Raw genomic sequence first — 20,042 nt, 5'->3', positions numbered from 1 at the left:
GTATCGCGTCATGGCTGTTTGGCTGCCGCATTATTGCGCTCGGTTAGTACACCTATGGCGGACCGTGTGGGGCAGGCTTCGGCCTGGCCGGTTCCCTCGGACGCCGGTTTGTCACCCTCGCACGGTCTGCCTCCCTACTCCGCGTGACAACGGTGGGAGTCAGTTCCTCAATCGTCCGAGGAGACAAGGAGAATGGCTTACCCCCCTTTTACGCACGGGCACCGCCCGCTACGTCCAGCCTTGCCGCACCGCGATCACGGAGGTCCCCTCCATGATTGATCGCTCGCTACTGTCCCGTCTGCCACCGCCCGACCTGATCCGGTTGGCCTCCCTGCATCCCAGCGAGGCAGCCGCTCATTTCCGTGTCGCGGCCAGATTCTGCCTGGACGGTGCCCGTTGCGTGGCCTTTCGTGACCCGGAACAGGAGCGCCTGGCCCATCGCCTGATCGCCGACGCCATCGCGCTCTACACCCTGGCCTTCCAGCGGTTCGACTCGCCACCGCCCCGCCCCATCACGATTCCGGCGACACGCCGCGCCGCCAACGATGCCAACGAAGGCCCGACGCCCTGGGACACCCACTTCGCCCGGGAGCTCGCCGATGGTGCCCGCGAGGCCGAGCGATGGCTGAACGGGCACGGCACATCGCCGCTGTGGACCGAACTGGCTCAACGTCGCCGACTTTATCTGAAGAAACAGTGCCGAGAGGCCTTCGAAGCAGGGTTTCTGCGACGGATTCAAGGCTATCTGAAGGCCTGAACCCTGTGCTTTTGGAAAGCGGTCTTGGTCTGGCGGGTTCTGGCAGGACAAGACCGTACTTGCTGAGCTGCCTGGTCAATCTTTTGCATCATCCCTCTTCTGCCTGTCGCTCTTATCGGACTTCAACGGTGGCTTTTTCCCGTAAAGCCAGTAGGCAGCAATACCATATAAGCCAAGAACAGTGGCTGTAGTTGACGTCATGAACGCGACTATCACCGTATTGGACAGAGCGAACCGGAGATACTTCTCGTCAGGTCCCGGAGCCGGAAAAGGTAAAAACCATTGCCCAAATCCTTGCAAAAGAACCACCAACCAAATCACCCCCACCCATCCAACAGTCAACCCAAACAAAAGCCATGCATGCTTGGTACGGATCGAATGGAGGTCGCGACGCTCAGACAATTGTTGTGATAAGTCATCAATCTCTGTTTGAAGTCGCTTGAATTTGTAATCGTCAAGGCTGGCTGCTGGGTCTTCTTGAACGATAGAAGTCAGCCTGGATGAGGGCGTGAAGTCCTCCGGAATGACTTCAATGTCGAGAGGCGGCAAACCTTCGAGGCTTGCCGCCAATACATCCTGTGGCGAGGGAGAGGGGTCCTGATCAGGCAACCTGTGACGCCCCTGTGTGCTTCACTCGGTCAGAGTAATAACTACGGATCAGGTCGTTTGGAATATCGCAGTAGTGCATACGGCGTTTATTCCAAACCGCATCCCAAGGAGATCCCTCCTGATGGGAAATCTCGGAAAGGGACCAGCCGTCACGATTCCCGTAGGCTTTCCAGACAGCGCGGATAGCCTGAAACTCTTTACCGGATGGATCAAGGGTACCTCTTGTTTCCGGTGCCAGGTCTCTTGAAACATCCCCCCGACCAAACCTGCGAAGCTTCTCATATAGAGCGGGAATGACAGGGCCAAAATCCCATGCCTTCACAGGTTCCTCAATAAGCGAATCACCAAATGCAGCGAGATGAATCCCGTGCGAGAAGAACACGAGTTTCTGCAGTTGCATGTTCGTGAGAGACCGCCTCTCCTTGGCTGCCAAGTCAAGGAAAGCTTGTGCGACAGCGATTGCTGAAGTCATATGCCTGTCCTCTGGTTTTTTTGGGGCGCGGAATTCTAAAGCAAAATCATACCAATACAAGCCCCTGATTGGCCGAAGGTACACCCCCTTGATGCGTTCAAGCAAGGACGGTATCAGCCTTTTACAATTGGGATTCAAGCGACGTTTTCAACCGATTTCACCTGCTCCCCCGGCATACCGGTTGCACTGGCACAGCCCTCTCCCTGATGGACCACGGGAGGTCTGCGGGGCCGCCTTGGCGCCCTGAAAATGCCCTGAAAATGCCCTGAACAAAACGCCGAAAACGAAAAAGCCCCTGAAAACTTTAACGTTCTCAGGGGCTTAGTCGTATTCAATAATGGCGGAGAGATAGGGATTCGAACCCTAGGTACCGGTGAAGGTACAACGGATTTCGAATCCGTCCCATTCGGCCACTCTGGCATCTCTCCAACGGCGCGCATCATAACAACACTTTTGCCGGAAGCGAAGCCCCAATTGCAAAAAAATTACGTGCTATCAGATGCTTGCGTCGATTACAGCGGTACGCCCAGGCGATTGGCGACTTCTTCGTAGGCTTCGATGACGTCACCGAGGCCCTGGCGGAAGCGGTCCTTGTCCATCTTCTTGCGGGTTTCCTTGTCCCACAGGCGGCAACCGTCCGGGCTGAACTCGTCACCCAGGACGATCTGGCCGTGGAATACGCCGAACTCCAGCTTGAAGTCCACCAGCAGCAGGCCGGCGTCGTCGAACAGCTTGCTCAGCACTTCGTTGACCTTGAGCGACAGTTCCTTCATGCGGACCAGTTGCTCGGCGGTGCCCCAACCGAACGCCACGACGTGGGATTCGTTGATGAACGGGTCGCCCTTGGCGTCGTCCTTGAGGAACAGCTCGAAGGTGTAAGGGTTGAGCTTCAGGCCTTCCTCGACACCCAGGCGCTTGACCAGGCTACCGGCCGCGTAGTTACGCACCACGCATTCCACCGGGATCATGTCGAGCTTCTTCACCAGGCACTCGTTGTCGCCCAGCAGCTTGTCGAATTGGGTCGGCACGCCGGCTTCTTCGAGTTTCTGCATGATGAAGGCGTTGAACTTGTTGTTCACCATGCCCTTGCGGTCGAGCTGTTCGATGCGCTTGCCGTCGAACGCCGAGGTGTCGTTGCGAAACAGCAGGATCAAGCGGTCGGCGTCGTCGGTCTTGTATACCGACTTGGCTTTGCCGCGGTAGAGTTCTTCACGTTTTTCCATGATGGGCTCCGCTTGTTAAGTTGTTGGGCTAGGCGATATGTCGCCAGTCGAGCCCTGAATCTTGATCGGCCAGTTGCAGCCAGTCCGGGTCGCACCCGAGGGTGTCGACAAAACATTGCCGGGCCAGCTGCGGCAGGTTGTTCTTGCTGCTCAGGTGGGCCAGCACCAGGTGTTGCAGGTCTTGCCAGCCCAACTCGGCCACCAGGCTTGCGGCCTGGTGGTTGTTCAGATGTCCCAGTTCACCACCGACCCGCTGCTTGAGGAAGGTCGGGTAATGCCCCCGCGCCAGGCGGTCCCGGCAATGATTGGCCTCGACCATCAACGCATTGAGGCCACTGTAGCTGTCCATGACGCTTGCACAATACGATCCCAGGTCGGTCAGCAGGCCGAAACGCCGCTGGCCGTCATCGAACACATACTGCGTCGGCTCCAGGGCGTCGTGGGCCACGGCAACCACATCGATGGCCAGCGCGCCGACCTGCAACCGCTCGCCGCCCGCCACGAAACCCGCGGGCTCGATGGGCTTGCGCATCCCGCGCAAGGTCCCGCGACTGAGATACACCGGTAGATTGTAGCGCCGAGACAGCAAACCCACGCCATGCACGTGGTCGGCATGTTCGTGGGTCACCAGGATCGCGCTCAGTTGCGCCGGGCTCATGTCCAGGCGTGCCAGGCGCCGCTCGGTTTCACGCAGGGAGAAACCACAGTCGACCAGCACGCAGGTATCGCCACTGGCTATCAGCGTGCCGTTCCCCTGGCTACCACTGCCGAGAACGGCAAAACGCATGGCAATCAGCCCAGGTTGTCTTGAATCACGCCCAACACCTTGCGCGCGACATCCGCCGGCGCCACGGTGTTGATGTCCTTCTCGACAGTCACCTGCACGTTGTCGCCGACCTTGCTCAGGCGAACCTGGTAACGCTCGGCACGGGCTTCGATTTCTTCCTTGGCCGGCTTGCTGCCGAAGAGTTTGCCGAAGAAGCCAGGCTCTTCGTTTTTCTTCTCGGCTTTTTCCGCCAGGTTGATGTAGTACAGGCCCAGGCTGCGGTTGATGTCTTCAACGCGCCATTCGCCCTGCTCCAGCGCGCGGCCGACGCTTGACCAGGCACGGTCGAGGTCTTCGCCGACGTTGAGCACCGGGTTGCCGCTGCCGTCCTGGCTCAGGCTGACACGGCTCGGGGTGTCGAAATCGCGGGCCGCCAGCAGGGACACCGAACCGCCCTTCTCGGCGCTGCGGCTCATGCTGGACAGCATTTCGTCGATCAGGATCGAGTCGCGACCGATATTGACCGAACGCGCGGTGAAGTCGACGTTCGCGGTGCTGCCAGCCGGACGCTCGGCGCTGACGACGTAGATTTCGCTGCTGTTGCGCTGCACGCCCGGCTCGATACGAACCCGTACGCGCGCTTCGGTATCGGCGGAGTTGCCGGTGCCCAGGCGCTTGGCCATGTTCGCGGAGAGCTCGCTGGCAGGCTGCCAGGCCGTGGTGAATTCACCGGTCTGCGGACGCTGGGAGTCGATACGGAAGCCGTTGTCCTGGAAGAACTGCATGGCCACCGGCCAGACCTCGGCCGGGGCGTGCTGGCCCATGATCCAGCTCGAGTCGCCGCTTTTCTGCAAGGTGTAGTCGCTGGCACTGGCCGCGGCCTGCAACGGCTGCGGACGCGGGACTTCGTACTCGCCCTTGACGGTTTCGGTGGCGACGTTGCGTGGAATCGGCAGCAGCGGGTCAAGGCGTTTGCTGGTGGTGACATCCGGCGGCAACTGCATGGCTGGCGTCTGTTGCGCCTCCAGGTAATCGCTGCCGCGGTCGCGGAAGTAACCTTCCGGGCCCCAGATCCAGCCACAACCGCTGGTGCTGGAGATAATCAAGGCAAGTGCGGAAAGTCCGGCCAATCGCTTCATGCGGTGTATTTCCTCAATTAAACCAGGACGCCGGACTGGCGCATGGCCTGCCGCAGCGGTTCGTGACTCGGGGTGCTGAGCCAGGTGAGCGGCAGACGGATACCGTCCGGCATCAGGCCCATCTCATGCAGCGCCCATTTCACGGGGATAGGGTTGGATTCGATGAACAGGGTCTTGTTCAGCGGCATCAGTTTCTGGTGGATCGCCCGGGCGGTGACGGCATCGCCGCGCATCGCGGCGGCACACAGCTCGCTCATGTCACGCGGGGCGACGTTGGCGGTCACCGAGATATTGCCCTTGCCGCCGAGCAGGATCAGCTCGACCGCGGTGGCGTCATCGCCGGAATAGACCAGGAAGTCGCTGCTCACGCCGGCCAGGATCGCCTTGGCACGGTCCAGGTCGCCGGTGGCTTCCTTGATCCCGATGATGTTCGGCACGGTCGACAGGCGGATCACGGTCTCGGCCTGCATGTCGCAAGCGGTACGGCCCGGCACGTTGTAGAGGATCTGCGGGATATCGACGGCTTCGGCGATGGTGCGGAAATGCTGGTACAGGCCTTCCTGGGTCGGCTTGTTGTAGTACGGGGTCACCAGCAGGCAGGCGTCGGCGCCGGCGGTTTTCGCGTTGGTGGTCAGTTCGATCGCTTCACGCGTCGAGTTGGCGCCCGTGCCGGCGATCACCGGGATGCGCCCCGCCACCTGGTCGACCACGCGACGAATCACTTCGATGTGTTCGTGTACGTCAAGGGTAGCCGACTCACCTGTGGTGCCGACCGCGACAATGGCGTTGGTGCCGTTTTGCAGGTGGAAGTCCACCAGTTTGCTCAGGCTGTCCCAGTCAAGACGACCCTGTGCATCCATGGGTGTGACCAGTGCCACCATACTGCCCGCAATCATGCAACCGCTCCTGCCGGAAAAAGAGAGCGGTAATGGTACTGGCGCCATCAGCCTTGTACAAGCGAAGTACTCGCCATGAGCATTCCCCTTGGCGCTGCTTTTCGCTACCCTTCAGACTTTGATCGGTACTGAGTCAGTCACGTGCCGGGTTCCAGCCTCCCTTTTCGCTGCCCGAAACCCGATCCAGCCTTGCCATCGCCCGCTCTCGCCCGTGCCTGAGCCCGGCGCAAGCGTTCGATCCGCGGTCAGGTCAATGATCGGCGAACACCAGAACCCGACCCGCGACGCCCCTGTCGTACCGACCGCTCATCGCTTTAGGAATGCTGCATGTCCACCCCCACAGTCCGCGAACAATTCCTTGTCATCAGTGCCCTCGGCGCCAACCCCATGGAGCTGACCAACGTCCTGTGCCGCGCCAGCCATGAAAATCGCTGCGCCGTCGTGACCTCACGCCTGACCCGCCACGGCGAGTACAGTGCGCTGGTCCTGCAGATTTCCGGCAGCTGGGATGCCCTGGCCCGCCTCGAAGCCGGCCTGCCGAACCTGGCGAAGAAGCATGCCTTCATCGTCAGCGTGGTCCGCAGCGGCGCCCTGGAAAGCCGTCCCCAGGCACTGCCGTACGTCGCCTATGTCAGTTCGGCCTACCGCTCGGACATCATCAACGAGCTGTGCCAGTTCTTCATCGACCACAACGTCGAGCTGGAGAACCTCACCTGCGATACCTACCTGGCACCGCAGACCGGCGGCACCATGCTCAATGCCACCTTTACCGTGACCCTGCCGGCCGGCGTGCAGATCAGCTGGTTGCGCGACCAGTTCCTGGATTTCGCCGACGCGATGAACCTCGACGCGCTGATCGAACCGTGGCGCCCACAAAACCCCATGTAAGGAGCCAGCATGGCTGTTGTCATCAATGAAGCCGTTAGCGATTTCCAGGCCCCGGCCACCAGCGGGCAGACCGTCAGCCTCGCCGATCTCAAGGGCAAGCAGGTGGTGATCTACTTCTATCCGAAGGACAGCACCCCCGGCTGCACCACCGAAGGCCAGGGTTTTCGTGACCAGTACGCCGCGTTCAAGGCCGCCAACACCGAGATCTTCGGTGTTTCGCGCGACAGCCTGAAGTCCCACGAGAACTTCAAGGGCAAGCAGGAGTTTCCGTTCGAGCTGATCAGCGACAAGGACGAAGCCATCTGCCAGCTGTTCGACGTGATCAAGCTGAAGAAGCTGTACGGCAAGGAATACCTGGGCGTCGACCGCAGCACGTTCCTGATCGATGCCAAAGGCGTGTTGCGCCAGGAATGGCGTGGCGTGAAGGTGCCGGGCCATGTGGATGCGGTGCTGGCCGCGGCACAGGCGCTGAACAAGGCCTGAAGTACGCTTAGGAGTCGGGCTTGTGTGGGTGCGGGCGTGTGTGGGAGCGGGCTTGCCCGCGAAGAGGCCCCTGAGACCGCTGAAGAGCTTCGCGGGCAAGCCCGCTCCCACAAAAGGGGCCTCCCACCAGGCTCAGCGCCTACGCCCCTCCCCCTGAAACCCCCGCCCTACAGCAGCGGCGCCACCATCGGTTCCTTGCGCGGCCAGGCATCGAGCACCGCCTTGAACAGTGTCGCCAGGGGGATCGCGAAGAACACGCCCCAGAAGCCCCACAACCCGCCAAACAGCAGGACTGCGCAGATAATCGCCACCGGGTGCAGGTTCACCGCCTCGGAGAACAGCAGCGGCACCAGCACGTTGCCATCCAGGGTCTGGATGATCCCGTAGACTGCCATCAGGTAGATGAACTGGTCGCTCCAGCCCCACTGGAACAGCGCGATCAGCATCACCGGCACCGTCACCACCACCGCGCCGACATAGGGCACGACCACCGACAGGCCCACCAGCAAGGCCAGCAGGGCGGCGTAGTTGAGTCCCAGGGCGACAAAGGCGACATAGGTCACCCCGCCACAGATGATGATCTCGATCACCTTGCCGCGGATGTAGTTGGCGATCTGCCGGTTCATTTCCTCCGCCACCCGGGTGATCAGCGCCCGCTCCCGGGGCAGGTAGCCACGGACCCAGTCGCGGATGGTCGCCCGGTCCTTGAGGAAGAAGAACACCAGGATCGGCACCAGCACCAGGTAGATCATGATATTGACCAGCAGCGGCAGGCTGGACAGGGAAAACGTCAGCGCCCACTGGCCAAACTTGCCGATTTCCCCGCGCGCCACTTCGATCGCCTGCAGCACCTGCTCGTCGGACACCAGGTGCGGATAGCGCTCGGGCAGCAACAGCAGTAACGACTGCCACTTGGCCAACATCCCCGGCAGTTCGTTGAACAGGGTGATCAACTGGTGCCAGAGCAGCGGCACCACCACCAGCATGAACAGCAGCAGGCCGCCCATGAACAGCGCGAACACCAGGCCGACCGCCGCCGCGCCCGGCAGGCGCATGCGCTCCAGGCCGAACACCAGCCCCTGCATCAGGTAGGCGAGGACCATCCCGGCCAATACCGGGGCGAGCATCTTGCCGAGGGTCAGCACGGCAGTGAACGCCAGGAACAACAGGACCGCCAATACCACCGCTTCCTCATCGGAGAAATAGCGCTGGATCCAGTCTCGTAACACCTTGAACATCAATATTCCTTAAAAAATCGACGACGACGCTGAGACCGCGCCATCAGGCCTTGCGCAGCCAGTAACGATAGACCCCGGCCTCTTCCTCTTCACGCAACAGCGCATGCCCGGCGAGTTTGGCGAAGGTGCGGAAGTCGCGCTGCGAGCCAGCGTCGGTGGCGATGACCTTGAGCACGGCGCCGCTGGCCAGGCGATTGAGCTCCAGCTTGGCCTTGAGCAACGGCAGCGGGCAATTCAGGCCGCTGGCGTCCAGCTCGGCGTCATACTCTACAGCGTCGGTCATTGCTTCACTCCTGGCGGCGCGCCGGGTCGGTTGTTCGAGCCGTCTAGGATACCCCAAGCGGTGCCACCTCTGGTCGTCTGCGTGGTGTGCGGCTACAGTAAGGGCTTTGCCGAACTAGAGCCCTGTGCATGACTTTTCTGCGCCCCACCCTGTTGACGCTCGCCTGCCTGCTCGCCTCCCCCGGCTTCGCCGACGACCTGCCGTCACTCGGTGATGCCAGTTCCTCCATCGTCTCGCCCCAGCAGGAGTATCAACTGGGCCGCGCCTGGCTGAGCCTCCTGCGCAGCCAGGTCAAGCAACTGAACGACCCGCAGCTCAAGGACTACGTGGAAACCACGGTCTACAAGCTGGTGGAAACCAGCCAGGTGCAGGACCGGCGCCTGGAATTCATCCTGATCGACAGCAACCAGCTCAACGCCTTCGCCGCCCCCGGCGGGATCATCGGGATCAACGGCGGCCTGTTCCTCAATGCCCAGACCGAAGGCGAATATGCCTCGGTACTGGCCCACGAACTCGCGCACTTGTCCCAGCGCCACTTCGCCCGTGGCGTGGAAGCCCAGCAACGCATGCAACTGCCGATGATGGCGGCGCTGCTCACCGGGATCATCGTGGCCGCCGCCGGTGGTGGCGACGCGGGCATCGCGACCATTGCCGGGACCCAGGCCGCCGCCTTCCAGGAGAAACAGCGCTTCTCCCGGCAGAATGAACAGGAAGCCGACCGCATCGGCATTCTCAACCTGGAGAAGGCCGGCTACGACCCGCGCAACATGCCGACCATGTTCGAACGCCTGATGCGCATCTACCGCTTCGATGCCAAGCCGCCGGAATTCCTCCTGACCCACCCGGTCACCGAATCGCGGATCGCCGACACCCGCAACCGTGCCGAACAGGCCAAGCCCGGCGGCATCGAGGACAGCCTGCGTTATCAACTGATCCGCGCCCGCGTGATGCTCTCGTACGAGGACTCGCCGGGACTGGCGGCCAAGCGTTTCCGCGCCCAGCTGGACGAAAACCCCAAGTCCGATATTGCCCGTTACGGCCTGGCCATCGCGCAGATCAAGGGCAGCCAGTTGAATGAAGCCCGGGAGAACCTCAAGCCGCTGCTGGCCAAGTCCCCCAACGAGGTCATCTACAACCTGGCGCAGATCGAGCTTGATATCAGCAGCGGCCACCTGCCCGATGCCGTGGCACGCACCGACCGCATGCTGGCGCTGTTTCCGGGCAACTACCCGCTGAGACAGGTCAAGGTCGATCTGCTGGTCAAGCAGAACAAGCCGGCCGACGCGGAGAAGATCCTGGTGGACATGCTCAAGACCCGCTCGGAAGATCCGGATATCTGGTACCAGATCGCCGAAACCCGCGGCCAGGCCGGCAATATCATCGGCCTGCACCAGGCCCGGGCCGAGTATTTCGCCCTGGTCGGCGACTTCAAGCAGGCGATCCAGCAGTTGGACTTCGCCAAGCGCCGCGCGCCGAACTTCCAGCTGGCCTCGCGCATCGATGCGCGGCAGAAAGAGATGATCGACCAGGAACGCATGGTCAAGGACATGATGGGCGGCTAGCGACCCGCTCCACAGGTGACGCAGAGCGTCACGGGCCGCATTCCCACGCGAAGCGTGGGAACGATCAGCCAGTTATCAGGCGTTGCCGCTCAGTTTCAGGCGCGCGGCCTGGGTGAAGTCCAGCATGCGCTTGAGCGGACGAACCGCGCGGGGAACGATCGAAGGATCGACGAAGATCTCGTTGCTGCCCTCGCGCAGGCACTGCAAGGTGCGCTCGAGGGTGTTCATGGCCATCCACGGGCAATGCGCGCAACTGCGGCATGCCGCGCCATTGCCGGCGGTCGGCGCTTCGACAAAGACCTTGTCCGGGCACAACTGCTGCATCTTGTAGAAGATGCCGCGGTCGGTGGCGACGATAAAGGTCTTGTTCGGCAAGGTCTGCGCGGCCTTGATCAACTGGCTGGTGGAACCGACCGCATCGGCGAGGTCGATCACCGACTCGGGGGATTCGGGGTGCACCAGGATCGCCGCATCGGGATACAGCGCCTTCATGTCTTCCAGCTGCTTGGACTTGAATTCCTCGTGGACGATGCAGGCACCGTCCCACAGCAGCATGTCGGCGCCGGTCTGCTTCTGGATATAGCGTCCCAGGTGCTTGTCCGGTGCCCAGATGATCTTTTCGCCGTTATCCATCAGGCTTTCGACGATTTCCAGGGCGCAGCTGGAGGTCACCACCCAGTCGGCACGCGCCTTGACCGCCGCCGAGGTGTTGGCATACACCACCACCGTGCGCTCCGGGTGCTGGTCGCAGAAGGCGGAAAACTCGTCCACCGGACAACCCAGGTCCAGCGAGCAGGTCGCTTCCAGGGTCGGCATCAGGATGCGCTTTTCCGGGGTGAGGATCTTCGCCGTCTCGCCCATGAACCGCACGCCCGCCACCAGCACGGTCTTGGCCGGGTGGGCGGCACCGAAACGGGCCATCTCCAGGGAGTCGGACACGCAGCCGCCGGTTTCTTCGGCCAGGGCCTGAATCACCGGGTCACAGTAGAAGTGGGCCACCAGCACCGCGTCCTGAGCCTTGAGCTCGGCGGCGATCTCGGCACGGAGGGTCGCCTCCTGCTCGGCACTCAAGGGTTTGGGCTGCTTGGCGTCGAGATGGGCTTGAACCAGAAGGCGTTCGGAAATCTGCGTCATGTTCGCAAGACCTGCAAGCGCGTGAGCGCGAAAGTCGAGTATACCCCGGCCCCTGACTCTTTCCGAGGCAGGATATTTAGTTGTAGCGCGCGGCGACCGGGAAAGTGAATCCATCAGGCATGGAGTGCTTTTCAGCGCCGCAAGGCTACAGAATATCCAATGGATTCAAAAGATTATTCTGACCTTCGGACACGCGGGGGCAACTCGATGGATAATCCGCTCATTGACGAGACGTGGGACAGTAACCGATGACCGCTGATGACTACCTGGTAATGGACCGCACGGAGTGGGCCGGCCTGCGCGCCAACACGCCCCTGACGCTGTCGGAAGAGGACCTGTCGACCCTGCGCGGGGTGAACGAGGACATCTCCCTGGAGGACGTCGCCAACGTCTACCTGCCGCTGTCGCGGCTGATCAGCCTGCACGTCGGCGCGGCTCGCCATCTGGCCGGGATCAAGGACACCTTCCTCGGCCGGGCCAGCCCGCGGGGACCGTACATCATTGCCATCGCCGGTAGCGTCGCGGTGGGCAAGAGCACCTTTGCCCGGGTCCTGCAGGCGCTGATGGCGCGCTGGCCGGACCATCCGAACGTGGCCCTGGTGACCACCGACGGCTTTCTCTACCCCAACAGCAAGCTGGTGGCCGACGGCATCATGCACCGCAAGGGTTTTCCGGAAAGCTACGATCGCCGGCAGATGGTGAAATTCCTCGCCGACGTCAAGGCCGGCGAAGGCGAAGTCCGGGCGCCGATCTATTCCCACATCAGCTACGACATCGTGCCGGGCCAATACCAGACGGTGGATCGGCCGGACATCCTGATCTTCGAAGGGCTCAATGTCCTGCAGACGGACGGCACCGACGAACCCAAGCCGAGCACCATCGTCTCCGACTTCTTCGACTTCTCGATCTACCTCGACGCCGACGAACAGGATATCGAGCAGTGGTACGTTGATCGTTTCCTGTTGCTGCAGAAGACCGCGTTCCGTGCGCGTGGCGCCTACTTCCGCAAGCTGGCCGACCTGACGCCGGAGGAAGCGCCGGATGCGGCGCGGCAGATCTGGCGGGATATCAACCGGGTCAATCTGCTGGAGAATATCCTGCCGACCCGCGAGCGGGCCGACCTGGTGGTGCGCAAGGGCACCCATCATTCGGTGAGCGAGATCTGGTTGCGCTGAGATATTCAAGCTGAAACGGGGAGCATGGCTCCCCGTATTACAATGTGACAGTCGAATATCAATTCACATAAAAGGCGATGGGCGCCCCAAGTTGCGTGACCGGCCTCGAACCGGGCAGAAGGCATGCCAATAGGGCGAGGCTCAGGGGAGGGGCACTCACACTGATGGACATCGTATGGCCGACTTCGTGCGGACCGGTGAGGATCTTGAAGTTAGCCGCAAAGGGCCCCGCCGGCAGCCCGAAGACCGTCTGAGGTGATACATAAGTCGCCGTTCCCGTCGTACCGTCATCCCAGTCAATCGTCATGCTGGGCGTCCCGACCAAAGTGAAGCCCGTGCATGTTGCGTTGGTGAAGCTTGTAGTTATCGCGAGGCTGGCAGGTTGAACGGTCGTCCCGACGATGGCGCAATTCCCCCCTGAATTGACATTGCCCTGCGCCAATACGGTCGGGGCCTGCGGACTCGGCGAGAGGCCAGGCGAGACTACCGCCCCCAGTGTTCCGGTACAATTCAAAATAGCCGCCGAGGCCGGTACTGCGCACAAAAGACTCAACAACAAGAAAATCGAGCCCAGTATTTTTTTAGCAATTGAGTTGAACATGATTTCGCTCCTGCGAATCGGACCTTCGATCGACATGATCGAAAGAATGGAAACAACTGCCTTTCCATCGCCTCCAAACTATCCACGCCGCAAAAACGCTGCCTACTGTCATTTCTGACAGTTCGGACCAATGGCAATGTCGAACTGGCAACCGACCAACGGTCAGCAGAACTGTCATTTCTGACAGTAGTCGCCGCACCGCTTCAGGTTCAGGCTGTGCCAGAGGCATGGAGCCTGGAGAGAGCATCATGAACGCCCTGATGTCCCCCGACCCGGGCAGGCTGGCCATCGACTGGCTGGTCAACGAGGGTCGCCTGAAACTCACCGATGTCGACCGCGCCCAGCAGTTGCAGGACGCCAGCGCACGGCACGATTCGACCGAACTGCTGGCGCGCCTGGGCCTGGTGTCGGAGCAGGACCTCGCCCTGGCCTGGTCGACCCTGCTCGATACCCCCCTGCTGACCCTGGCGGATGCGCCCGAACTGCTGGAGGAGCCGCCCGAACTGGCGCCGCGCTTTCTCAAGGAGCATTGCCTGGTGCCGCTGTCCGCCGCCGGCAGCGAGTTGCATGTACTGATCGCCAACCCGAATCAGGCCGATGCCCTGCATGCGCTGGAATATGCCTGCCAATGCCCGGTGCGCCTGTCCATCGGCCAGCGCGGCGACATCGAGCAACTGATCGAGCGTTACTACGGCCGGGGCCGCAGCGCGATGGGCACCCTGATCGAGAACCTGGAAGAAGATCCCGGCAACCAGAAAACCGATATCGAGCACCTCAAGGACCTCGCGTCCGAAGCCCCGGTGATCCGCCTGGTCAACCTGCTGCTGCAACGGGCCGTCGAACAACGGGCCTCGGACATTCATATCGAGCCGTTCGAGAACCAGCTCAACGTCCGCTACCGGGTCGACGGTGTGCTCCATCTGGCCGAGGCACCGCCCGTCAGCTCCTCGGCGGCGGTGATCTCGCGCATCAAGATCATGGCGCGACTGGATATCGCCGAGCGCCGCCTGCCCCAGGACGGCCGCATCATGCTCCGCGTGCAGGGCAAGGAACTGGACCTGCGGGTCTCCACCGTGCCCACCGGTTTCGGCGAGTCGGTGGTGATGCGCCTGCTCGACCGCCAGACCGTGACCTTCGACTTCCAGAGCCTGGGCTTCGACGGCGCACGCCTGGATGCCCTGCTGAACGTGCTCGAACGGCCCCACGGCATCCTGCTGGTCACCGGCCCCACCGGTTCGGGCAAGACCACCACCCTGTACACCGCCCTGGCCCGGCTGAACACCTCCGAGCGCAAGATCATCACCGTCGAGGACCCGGTCGAATACCAGCTGGAGGGGATCAATCAGATCCAGGTCAAGCCGGGCATCGGCCTGGATTTCGCCGGGGTGCTGCGCGCCATCGTGCGCCAGGACCCGGACGTGATCATGATCGGCGAGATGCGTGACCTGGAAACCTGCCGGATCGCCATCCAGTCCTCGCTGACCGGCCACCTGGTGCTTTCCACCCTGCACACCAACAGCGCCGCCGCCAGCATCACCCGCCTGCTGGACATGGGCGTCGAAAGCTACCTGATCGCCTCGACGGTGAACGGCATTCTCGCCCAGCGCCTGGTGCGCCGGCTGGCCCCCGAATGGCGGGAAAGCTTCGAGGCCCCGCCGGAGCTGATCGCCGAACATCAACTGGAGCGTTTTACCGACGAACGCCCGATCCGCCTCTACCGTCCCCGCGCGGACGCCCCCGGCGGCGGTTATCGCGGACGCAGCGCCCTCAGCGAGTTGCTGGTGATGAACGACACCCTGCGCTCGCTGCTCATGCGCCACGCCGACGCCGCGACCCTGGAACAGGCGGCCCGCGCCGGCGGCCTGCGAACCCTGTACGAGGATGGCCTGCGCCAGGCCCTGGCGGGTATCACCAGCCTGGAAGAAGTCCTGCGCGTCACCCATGGCGATTAAGCATGGAACACTATCGCTATCGCGCCCTTGACCCGAGCGGCAGCCCACTCGACGGTGCACTCGACGCCGAGGATCACGACGAGGCCGCCAGTCAGCTGCAGGAGCGCGGCCTGCTGGTCCTGCAACTCGAACCGGCGTCGAGCGGCAGCGTGACCGCGGGGTCCTGGTTCAATCGTCCACCCCTGGCGGGTGACGAACTGGAGCGTTTCACCCAGCAACTCGCCACACTCCTCGACGCCGGCCAGCCGCTGGAGCGGGCCCTCGACACCCTGGTCCGCCAGCCGGGCAAACCCCAGGCACGCCGCCTGCTCGAACGGGTCCGCGACCGGGTCAAGGGCGGCCAGCCGCTGTCGGCGGCCATGGCCGTCGAAGGCCCGTCCTTTTCGCCGCTGTACCTCAGCCTGGTGCGTGCCGGGGAAGCCGGTGGGGCACTGGGCGATACCCTCGGGCAACTGGCGGCCTACCTGGAACGGACCCAGAAAGTCCGTGGCGAAGTGATCAACGCGCTGATCTATCCGGCCTTCCTGCTGGTCGGCGTGCTGGGTTCGCTGGTCCTGCTGCTGGCCTATGTGGTGCCGCAGTTCGTACCGATCTTCAGCGGCCTGGGCGTGCCCGTCCCGCTGATCACCGAGGCGATCCTCGCCCTCGGTCAGTTCCTCGGCGACTACATCCTCTATCTGCTCGGGGCCATGGCCCTGCTGTTCGCCTGGCTGGGGCGGCACCTGCGCACAGCCCGGGGGCGCCTGCAGCGGGACCGCCTGATGCTCCGCGCGCGGGTCGTCGGGCCGTTGCTGCTGCGCCTGGAAACCGCGCGACTGGCGCACACCCTGGGCACGCTGTTGAGCCAGGGCGTCGCCCTGATCAGCGCGTTCGACATCGCCCGCCAGGTCTGCCGCAACCAGGTACTGCGCGATGCGGTGGAACAGACCATCGTCAAGGTCAAGGACGGCAGCCGGTTGTCGGTCGCCATGGAGGCGACCGCGACCTTCCCGGAACTGGCGATCCAGATGATCCAGGTCGGCGAGGAATCGGGACAGCTGGACCGGATGCTGCTCAAGGTCGCGAGCATCTTCGACGCCGAGGCCAAGCGCCATATCGATCGCCTGCTCGCCGCCCTGGTGCCCACCCTGACGCTGGTGATGGCAGCGCTGGTGGGCGTGATCATGCTGGCCATCATGCTGCCGTTGATGAGCCTGACCAATAACCTCTGAGGGACGTCCACCATGGGTCGCGATCGTTCGCTGCGTCACCGCCACCAAGGCTTCACCCTGCTGGAAATGCTCGCGGTGATCGTGCTGCTGGGCGTAATCGCAACCATCGTCGTGCGCCAGATCGGCGCCAATGTCGACAAGGGCAAGTACGGCGCGGGCAAGGCCCAACTGGCCAGCCTGTCGATGAAGATCGAAGGTTATGCCCTGGATGTCGGCACCCCGCCCAGGGACCTCCTCGACCTGACGAGCGCGCCGGCCAACGTCCGCAACTGGAACGGCCCCTACGCCAAACCCAGCGACCTGTTGGACCCCTATGGCCACTCGTTCGGCTATCGCGCGCCTGGTGCCCATGGTCCCTTCGACCTGGTCTTCTTCGGCAAGGACGGGCAGCCCGGCGGCGACGGCTACAACGCCGACCAGGGTAACTGGGAATAGCCATGAACGACGTGGGCGCCACACGGGGCTTCACCCTGCTGGAGATGCTGGTGGTGATCCTGATCATCGCCATCGGGGCCAGCCTGCTGGCCCACAGTGTCGCCGGTGGCCTGGGAAACGCCCGTGAGCGCCAGGCCAAGCGCGAGCTGAGCCTGGCCCTGCGCAATGTCCGCAGCCACGCCGTACTGAGCGGACAGCCGGCCACCCTGCACTTCGACCTACTGCGCGGGAGCTACCGGATGGACGACCAGGCCGAGCATTTTCTGCCCGAGGGCATGCATCTGCGCCTGACCACCGCCGCCGACCTGTCGTCATCCCGCGAGGGGGCGATCGAGTTCTATCCGGACGGCGGCTCCAGTGGCGGCAATGTCTATCTGCAACGCGGTCCGAACAGCTGGCGGGTGGACGTCGCCTGGTTGACCGGCAAAGTCAGTTGGCAGGACGGGGCACAGCCATGAAAGCACCTGTCCAGGGCGGTTTTACCTTGCTGGAAATGCTCGCGGCCGTGGTCCTGCTGAGTGTCGGCTTCGCCGTTTATCTCAACGCCATGGGCACCACCGGCCGGGCCTTGCTGCGCGACGAGCAGAGCACCCGCATGGCGCTGCTGGCCAGGACCCTGTTCGACGACCGCAGCCGGGGGCTGCTCAAGCCGGGGCATTGGCAAGGCAGCCTGGCGCAGGTGCAATGGCAACTGATCGCTACCGCACAACCCGGCACACCGCCGACCGACCTCTATCGACTGGAACTGGTGCTGGAACAGGGCTCCCGGCAAGAGCGCTTCGTCACCTGGCGTGCCCAGGGACGGACAACGGGAGCACGGCCATGACTGCACGGTCGCGCGGCTTCACCCTGCTGGAAGTGCTGATCGCCCTGAGCCTGCTCGGGCTGCTGATGGTGCTGATCGCCTCGGCACTGACCGTCAGCAACCGCACGCAAGACTTCGGCGAACGCTATTCCAGCCGTCTCGACGAGATCCGTTCGACCCAGGTTTTTCTCCGAAGCTCGGTACAACAGGCCTATCCGGCGGTGTTTCAGCGCGATGCGCAGAACAACGACCGGGTATTCGAGGGCGAGCACGAACAGATGCGCTTTGTCGCCCCGCTGCCGCCACGGCTGGCAGGAGGCCTGCCGTTGCAGGTGTTTTCGGTGGTTGAAAACCGGCGCGGGTCAAGGGACCTGCAAGTGGCGTTCTTCCAGATCGACCAGCAGGGCCTGCATCCCTGGGGGGAGCCGCAGATCCTGCTGCGCGACCTGGACCACTGGCAATTGAGCTACCGTGGCCTGGACGACAACGGCTCCTCTACCGACTGGCTGCCCCGCTGGCCCTGGCCGGAGCGCCTGCCGCTGGCCCTGCGCATCGACTTGCAGGCCGCCGGCCCGATCGCCTGGCCGCCCCTGGTGGTCGTTATCCGCATGAACCTGGGCAGCAATGACGCCCAGGCCGCGCGATGAACCGCGCACGCGGGGCCGCCCTGGTCCTGGCGCTCTGGGCCCTGGCGCTGCTGAGCCTGATGATGGCCGTGGTGGTCGGCACCCTACGCCTGGAAAATCGCCAGAGCGCTTATGCCTTGCAGCACACCCGCGCCCTGCTCGCCGCCGAATCCGGCCTGGCAATGGTGGTACAGGACCTGTCGAGCAAAACGCCCGGCATGATCGCCGACGGCCGCCTGTATCGCCTGACGATCGAAGAGGCGCAGGTGAGCGTCGAACTGCACGGCGAACGCGGCAAGCTGGACCTGAACCAGGTCAGCGTCGAGGACTTCACCCGGGTCGTGCGTTACCTGGGCGCCAGTCCCGACCAGGGCAGGCGACTGGCCCGGGAACTGCTGGCACGGCGCAATGGCGGCACGCCGATAAGAAGCCTCGAGGAACTGCAACTGTTCGCTGCCATGGATCGTCGGCTGTATGCGCAACTGGCCCCGAACCTGACGCTGTGGACCGGCCTGGCCCAGCCCGACCCGAGTCTTGCCACCGAACCCTTGCGAGCCGCCCTCAAGCTGGCATCTCCCGTGCTCGCAGGCACCGCCGGACCGATCTACAGCGCCCGGATACAAGCCGCGGTGACTGCGACGACCTCGGCAAACCTGAACGTGACATTCCTGCTCAACCCACAGGCCGAGGGCACGCAACGCTATCGCGTGCTGCGGTGGCAGGAATGAAGGCCCTCGACAGCCGCCGGCTCGGCACCCTGCTGGAGACCACCCGCCAGCTCTCGCAACAGTGGCACGCCTCGCGCCTGCCGGTGTTCCTGCGCTGGTGGCAACGGGAACTGCTGGGCTGCCTGCCCCGGCGCTGGCGCGAGCGCCTGGCGTCAGCCAACCAGGAACAGCTGCTGCACTGGCACGCCGGGGGACTGCCCCAGGCGTCCGTTGCCGATGAGCCACCGGGAAATCGACGCCAGGTCCTACTGCTGCCCTGCGCACAGGTCCTCCTCGCCCGTGTGCAACTGCCCCAGGCAGCGGCCACGCAAGTTGAAGCGGCGCTGGCCTTCGAGATGGACAAGTACACACCGTTCAAGGCCGCCCATGTCTATTTCGATACGGTTCGCGATCCCCCCGCGGAGCAGGCCCGGCCCATGTTCGGACTGACCCTGGTGGTCGCCCTGCGCGAGCGGATCGACACGCTCCTGGACGAGGCGGCGCGAACAGGCTTGCGCATCGATGCAATCGACGTGCTGGATCGTGGCGGCTCGCGCTTGCATGTCAACCTGCTGCCGCCCCACCGCCGCCCCCAGACCCGTCACCCGACTCGGCGACTGCAACTCGCGCTGGCCCTGCTCGGCGCCGTCCTGTCGCTGGTCGCCATGCTGCTGTGGGTGCATAACCACCAGTCGGCCCTGGACGCCATGACCGCCGAGGTCAACACACTGCGCAACGACACCGGACAGATCCAGGTATTGCGCCGGCAACTCGATGAACTGCTCGACACCGGGCGCTATGTGCAGACACAGAAAGCCCTGTCGCTGTCCAGGACCGTCCTGTTGCAGGAACTGACCGCCTGCATACCCGCCGACACCTGGCTGGAGCAGTTGAACATCGATACCCAGGGCACTCTGATCCTCAGCGCGCAAAGCAGCCAGGCCAGTGACCTGATCGCCAAGATGAAGGCCTGTACGCACCTGCAGGACCTGCAATTCCAGGGCGCGATCCAGGCCGATGCCAGCACCGGCCAGGACCGTCTCAACCTCACCGCGCGCCTGCGGCCCCGGGAGAAATGAC

The 20,042-nt window shown here is 63.3% G+C and carries 23 protein-coding genes and 1 tRNA gene; 13 read left to right on the top strand and 11 right to left on the bottom strand.

The features are described from left to right. The first annotated feature begins 271 nt into the window (after positions 1-271). Positions 272-757: a LasR-specific antiactivator QslA gene (locus ACL9RJ_RS26865; protein WP_177088625.1), complete on the top strand. Its 486-nt coding sequence runs from the start codon at positions 272-274 to the stop codon at positions 755-757. 75 nt (positions 758-832) lie between these two features. Here ACL9RJ_RS26865 and ACL9RJ_RS26860 read toward each other — a convergent pair whose 3' ends face one another. From ACL9RJ_RS26860 to dapA, 7 genes are all read right to left on the bottom strand, one after another. Further along, entirely contained in the window at positions 833-1,366 is a 534-nt protein-coding gene (locus tag ACL9RJ_RS26860) for a hypothetical protein (RefSeq protein WP_146049258.1), read from the bottom strand. Then, positions 1,359-1,838, bottom strand: a complete 480-nt coding sequence (locus tag ACL9RJ_RS26855; RefSeq protein ID WP_017124578.1) for a Panacea domain-containing protein — start codon at positions 1,836-1,838, stop codon at positions 1,359-1,361. Before ACL9RJ_RS26855 ends, ACL9RJ_RS26860 begins: the two co-directional genes overlap by 8 nt. 338 nt (positions 1,839-2,176) lie before the next feature. Then, positions 2,177-2,266, bottom strand: a tRNA-Ser gene (locus ACL9RJ_RS26850). Between the two features lie 84 nt (positions 2,267-2,350). Continuing rightward, positions 2,351-3,061 (bottom strand): phosphoribosylaminoimidazolesuccinocarboxamide synthase, encoded by a 711-nt coding sequence (purC, locus tag ACL9RJ_RS26845; protein WP_017124579.1) that lies wholly within the window; start codon positions 3,059-3,061, stop codon positions 2,351-2,353. Positions 3,062-3,089: 28 nt separating this feature from the next. Then, positions 3,090-3,848: an MBL fold metallo-hydrolase gene (locus tag ACL9RJ_RS26840; RefSeq protein WP_017124580.1), complete on the bottom strand. Its 759-nt coding sequence runs from the start codon at positions 3,846-3,848 to the stop codon at positions 3,090-3,092. Positions 3,849-3,853: 5 nt separating this feature from the next. Continuing rightward, on the bottom strand, positions 3,854-4,966 hold the full coding sequence (gene bamC, locus ACL9RJ_RS26835) for an outer membrane protein assembly factor BamC (RefSeq protein ID WP_017124581.1): 1,113 nt from the start codon (positions 4,964-4,966) through the stop codon (positions 3,854-3,856). Positions 4,967-4,983: 17 nt separating this feature from the next. After that, a complete protein-coding gene (dapA, locus tag ACL9RJ_RS26830; RefSeq protein ID WP_017124582.1) occupies positions 4,984-5,862 on the bottom strand; it encodes a 4-hydroxy-tetrahydrodipicolinate synthase in 879 nt (292 codons plus the stop codon). Between the two features lie 327 nt (positions 5,863-6,189). Here dapA and ACL9RJ_RS26825 point away from each other — a divergent pair, with 327 nt between their 5' ends. Beyond that, positions 6,190-6,750, top strand: a complete 561-nt coding sequence (locus tag ACL9RJ_RS26825) for a glycine cleavage system protein R (RefSeq protein WP_017124583.1) — start codon at positions 6,190-6,192, stop codon at positions 6,748-6,750. A 9-nt stretch (positions 6,751-6,759) separates the two neighbouring features. Continuing rightward, positions 6,760-7,233 (top strand): peroxiredoxin, encoded by a 474-nt coding sequence (locus ACL9RJ_RS26820; RefSeq protein ID WP_017124584.1) that lies wholly within the window; start codon positions 6,760-6,762, stop codon positions 7,231-7,233. A gap of 167 nt (positions 7,234-7,400) precedes the next feature. On the opposite strand, the gene ACL9RJ_RS26815 is transcribed toward ACL9RJ_RS26820, so the two are convergent. Both ACL9RJ_RS26815 and ACL9RJ_RS26810 read right to left on the bottom strand, forming a co-directional pair. After that, entirely contained in the window at positions 7,401-8,471 is a 1,071-nt protein-coding gene (locus ACL9RJ_RS26815; RefSeq protein ID WP_017124585.1) for an AI-2E family transporter, read from the bottom strand. A gap of 43 nt (positions 8,472-8,514) precedes the next feature. Then, positions 8,515-8,754, bottom strand: a complete 240-nt coding sequence (locus ACL9RJ_RS26810) for a sulfurtransferase TusA family protein (protein WP_177088630.1) — start codon at positions 8,752-8,754, stop codon at positions 8,515-8,517. A 128-nt stretch (positions 8,755-8,882) separates the two neighbouring features. On the opposite strand from ACL9RJ_RS26810, the gene ACL9RJ_RS26805 reads away from it, so the two are divergent. Further along, positions 8,883-10,316: a M48 family metalloprotease gene (locus tag ACL9RJ_RS26805; RefSeq protein ID WP_017124587.1), complete on the top strand. Its 1,434-nt coding sequence runs from the start codon at positions 8,883-8,885 to the stop codon at positions 10,314-10,316. A 75-nt stretch (positions 10,317-10,391) separates the two neighbouring features. On the opposite strand, the gene nadA is transcribed toward ACL9RJ_RS26805, so the two are convergent. Next, the gene (gene nadA, locus ACL9RJ_RS26800) at positions 10,392-11,450 is read right to left on the bottom strand and encodes a quinolinate synthase NadA (protein ID WP_017124588.1); all 1,059 of its coding nucleotides are present in this window, start codon (positions 11,448-11,450) and stop codon (positions 10,392-10,394) included. Positions 11,451-11,698: 248 nt separating this feature from the next. Here nadA and coaA point away from each other — a divergent pair, with 248 nt between their 5' ends. Next, entirely contained in the window at positions 11,699-12,625 is a 927-nt protein-coding gene (gene coaA / locus ACL9RJ_RS26795) for a type I pantothenate kinase (protein WP_017124589.1), read from the top strand. A gap of 58 nt (positions 12,626-12,683) precedes the next feature. Here coaA and ACL9RJ_RS26790 read toward each other — a convergent pair whose 3' ends face one another. Continuing rightward, positions 12,684-13,226: a hypothetical protein gene (locus tag ACL9RJ_RS26790; RefSeq protein ID WP_422765847.1), complete on the bottom strand. Its 543-nt coding sequence runs from the start codon at positions 13,224-13,226 to the stop codon at positions 12,684-12,686. A 248-nt stretch (positions 13,227-13,474) separates the two neighbouring features. Here ACL9RJ_RS26790 and gspE point away from each other — a divergent pair, with 248 nt between their 5' ends. From gspE to ACL9RJ_RS26750, 8 genes are read left to right on the top strand one after another with little or no spacing between them, the layout of a single operon-like run. Further along, on the top strand, positions 13,475-15,178 hold the full coding sequence (gspE, locus tag ACL9RJ_RS26785; RefSeq protein ID WP_177088634.1) for a type II secretion system ATPase GspE: 1,704 nt from the start codon (positions 13,475-13,477) through the stop codon (positions 15,176-15,178). 2 nt (positions 15,179-15,180) lie between these two features. Continuing rightward, a complete protein-coding gene (gene gspF / locus ACL9RJ_RS26780; RefSeq protein ID WP_422765846.1) occupies positions 15,181-16,389 on the top strand; it encodes a type II secretion system inner membrane protein GspF in 1,209 nt (402 codons plus the stop codon). Positions 16,390-16,401: 12 nt separating this feature from the next. Continuing rightward, the gene (gspG, locus tag ACL9RJ_RS26775) at positions 16,402-16,824 is read left to right on the top strand and encodes a type II secretion system major pseudopilin GspG (RefSeq protein ID WP_422765845.1); all 423 of its coding nucleotides are present in this window, start codon (positions 16,402-16,404) and stop codon (positions 16,822-16,824) included. Positions 16,825-16,826: 2 nt separating this feature from the next. Continuing rightward, a complete protein-coding gene (locus ACL9RJ_RS26770; protein ID WP_422765844.1) occupies positions 16,827-17,282 on the top strand; it encodes a GspH/FimT family pseudopilin in 456 nt (151 codons plus the stop codon). After that, the gene (locus ACL9RJ_RS26765; protein ID WP_422765843.1) at positions 17,279-17,650 is read left to right on the top strand and encodes a type IV pilus modification PilV family protein; all 372 of its coding nucleotides are present in this window, start codon (positions 17,279-17,281) and stop codon (positions 17,648-17,650) included. Before ACL9RJ_RS26770 ends, ACL9RJ_RS26765 begins: the two co-directional genes overlap by 4 nt. Continuing rightward, positions 17,647-18,276: a prepilin-type N-terminal cleavage/methylation domain-containing protein gene (locus tag ACL9RJ_RS26760; protein WP_422765842.1), complete on the top strand. Its 630-nt coding sequence runs from the start codon at positions 17,647-17,649 to the stop codon at positions 18,274-18,276. The genes ACL9RJ_RS26765 and ACL9RJ_RS26760 overlap by 4 nt, the downstream gene beginning before the upstream one ends. Then, positions 18,273-18,983 (top strand): general secretion pathway protein GspK, encoded by a 711-nt coding sequence (locus tag ACL9RJ_RS26755; RefSeq protein ID WP_177118573.1) that lies wholly within the window; start codon positions 18,273-18,275, stop codon positions 18,981-18,983. The genes ACL9RJ_RS26760 and ACL9RJ_RS26755 overlap by 4 nt, the downstream gene beginning before the upstream one ends. Next, positions 18,980-20,041, top strand: a complete 1,062-nt coding sequence (locus ACL9RJ_RS26750) for a PilN domain-containing protein (RefSeq protein WP_422765841.1) — start codon at positions 18,980-18,982, stop codon at positions 20,039-20,041. Before ACL9RJ_RS26755 ends, ACL9RJ_RS26750 begins: the two co-directional genes overlap by 4 nt. The last annotated feature ends 1 nt before the right edge of the window (position 20,042 follow it).

The organism is Pseudomonas sp. Mn2068 (assembly GCF_049319725.1).
GTDB lineage: Bacteria > Pseudomonadota > Gammaproteobacteria > Pseudomonadales > Pseudomonadaceae > Aquipseudomonas > Aquipseudomonas gingeri.
This window is presented reverse-complemented; position numbering and strand designations above follow the sequence as displayed.

Bases quoted from the DNA above. Each gene is read 5' to 3' on its own strand.
- ACL9RJ_RS26825 (WP_017124583.1), top strand. From the start codon at position 6,190: ATGTCCACCCCCACAGTCCGCGAACAATTCCTTGTCATCAGTGCCCTC.
- nadA (WP_017124588.1), bottom strand. From the start codon at position 11,450: ATGACGCAGATTTCCGAACGCCTTCTGGTTCAAGCCCATCTCGACGCC.
- purC (WP_017124579.1), bottom strand. From the start codon at position 3,061: ATGGAAAAACGTGAAGAACTCTACCGCGGCAAAGCCAAGTCGGTATAC.
- ACL9RJ_RS26765 (WP_422765843.1), top strand. From the start codon at position 17,279: ATGAAAGCACCTGTCCAGGGCGGTTTTACCTTGCTGGAAATGCTCGCG.
- bamC (WP_017124581.1), bottom strand. From the start codon at position 4,966: ATGAAGCGATTGGCCGGACTTTCCGCACTTGCCTTGATTATCTCCAGC.
- ACL9RJ_RS26750 (WP_422765841.1), top strand. From the start codon at position 18,980: ATGAAGGCCCTCGACAGCCGCCGGCTCGGCACCCTGCTGGAGACCACC.
- coaA (WP_017124589.1), top strand. From the start codon at position 11,699: ATGACCGCTGATGACTACCTGGTAATGGACCGCACGGAGTGGGCCGGC.
- ACL9RJ_RS26865 (WP_177088625.1), top strand. From the start codon at position 272: ATGATTGATCGCTCGCTACTGTCCCGTCTGCCACCGCCCGACCTGATC.
- gspE (WP_177088634.1), top strand. From the start codon at position 13,475: ATGAACGCCCTGATGTCCCCCGACCCGGGCAGGCTGGCCATCGACTGG.
- gspG (WP_422765845.1), top strand. From the start codon at position 16,402: ATGGGTCGCGATCGTTCGCTGCGTCACCGCCACCAAGGCTTCACCCTG.
- ACL9RJ_RS26810 (WP_177088630.1), bottom strand. From the start codon at position 8,754: ATGACCGACGCTGTAGAGTATGACGCCGAGCTGGACGCCAGCGGCCTG.
- ACL9RJ_RS26855 (WP_017124578.1), bottom strand. From the start codon at position 1,838: ATGACTTCAGCAATCGCTGTCGCACAAGCTTTCCTTGACTTGGCAGCC.
- ACL9RJ_RS26815 (WP_017124585.1), bottom strand. From the start codon at position 8,471: ATGTTCAAGGTGTTACGAGACTGGATCCAGCGCTATTTCTCCGATGAG.
- dapA (WP_017124582.1), bottom strand. From the start codon at position 5,862: ATGATTGCGGGCAGTATGGTGGCACTGGTCACACCCATGGATGCACAG.
- ACL9RJ_RS26840 (WP_017124580.1), bottom strand. From the start codon at position 3,848: ATGCGTTTTGCCGTTCTCGGCAGTGGTAGCCAGGGGAACGGCACGCTG.
- gspF (WP_422765846.1), top strand. From the start codon at position 15,181: ATGGAACACTATCGCTATCGCGCCCTTGACCCGAGCGGCAGCCCACTC.
- ACL9RJ_RS26770 (WP_422765844.1), top strand. From the start codon at position 16,827: ATGAACGACGTGGGCGCCACACGGGGCTTCACCCTGCTGGAGATGCTG.
- ACL9RJ_RS26805 (WP_017124587.1), top strand. From the start codon at position 8,883: ATGACTTTTCTGCGCCCCACCCTGTTGACGCTCGCCTGCCTGCTCGCC.
- ACL9RJ_RS26760 (WP_422765842.1), top strand. From the start codon at position 17,647: ATGACTGCACGGTCGCGCGGCTTCACCCTGCTGGAAGTGCTGATCGCC.
- ACL9RJ_RS26820 (WP_017124584.1), top strand. From the start codon at position 6,760: ATGGCTGTTGTCATCAATGAAGCCGTTAGCGATTTCCAGGCCCCGGCC.
- ACL9RJ_RS26755 (WP_177118573.1), top strand. From the start codon at position 18,273: ATGAACCGCGCACGCGGGGCCGCCCTGGTCCTGGCGCTCTGGGCCCTG.
- ACL9RJ_RS26790 (WP_422765847.1), bottom strand. From the start codon at position 13,226: ATGTTCAACTCAATTGCTAAAAAAATACTGGGCTCGATTTTCTTGTTG.